This is a genomic window from Vibrio sp. Y176 (genome assembly GCF_033438945.1).
Genome location: NZ_JAWOQS010000553.1, coordinates 1 through 688, shown reverse-complemented (window position 1 = coordinate 688; position 688 = coordinate 1). Strand labels below are relative to the sequence as shown.

The window sequence follows — 688 nt, the reverse complement described above, 5'->3', positions numbered from 1 at the left end:
CGCAAAACAGGTTATTCCCCAATGGTTTCATTTGTTGAAATAAAAACCGACAACTTGCAGTTAGCGCCAGGTTTAAAGGTGCTCAAAGCCAAGGATTACGTTAGTTATCTCGATTCGCAACATTTGGTTGAAGCGGCGAATTCGAAAGCCGACAGTATCATTGCTAAAGCGCAGCAAGCGTATGAAACCGAAAAGCAGCGCGGCTATCAAGATGGTTTGGAGCAGGCGAAAATAGAAAATGCGCAGGCGATGGTCGCTACTTTGGCTCGCTGCAATGAATATTACCTGCAAGTTGAGCACAAAATGACGAACGTCGTCTTAGACGCGGTGCGTAAAATCATCGACACATTTGATGACGTTGACACCACGATCAGCGTGGTCAGAGAAGCGCTGCAATTGGTGAGTAATCAAAAGCAAGTGATCTTACACGTTCATCCTGAGCAAGTGGTTGACGTGAGAGAGAAAGTTGCTGGCGTTTTGAGTGATTTTCCTGAAGTGGGTTATGTCGATGTGGTTGCCGATGCGCGCCTCAAAAACGGTGGCTGCATACTGGAAACCGAAGTCGGCATTATTGACGCCAGTATCGATGGACAGATTCAGGCGTTAAAGCAAGCGATGGTGAAACAACTCAGTGAGCGGAAAATGACGTCACCAGAGTAGGGCATCACCGCCAAATCAATCGAACACA

General features: G+C 47.1%; 1 protein-coding gene. It reads left to right on the top strand.

All coding sequences use genetic code 11. The features are described from left to right. Window positions 1-21 precede the first annotated feature (21 nt). A complete protein-coding gene (gene vscL, locus R7O13_RS27255) occupies window positions 22-660 on the top strand; it encodes a SctL family type III secretion system stator protein VscL (protein WP_005464499.1) in 639 nt (212 codons plus the stop codon). Window positions 661-688: the final 28 nt, after the last annotated feature.

Excerpts from the sequence above, each read along its gene's own strand:
- vscL (WP_005464499.1), top strand. The coding sequence starts at position 22 with ATGGTTTCATTTGTTGAAATAAAAACCGACAACTTGCAGTTAGCGCCA.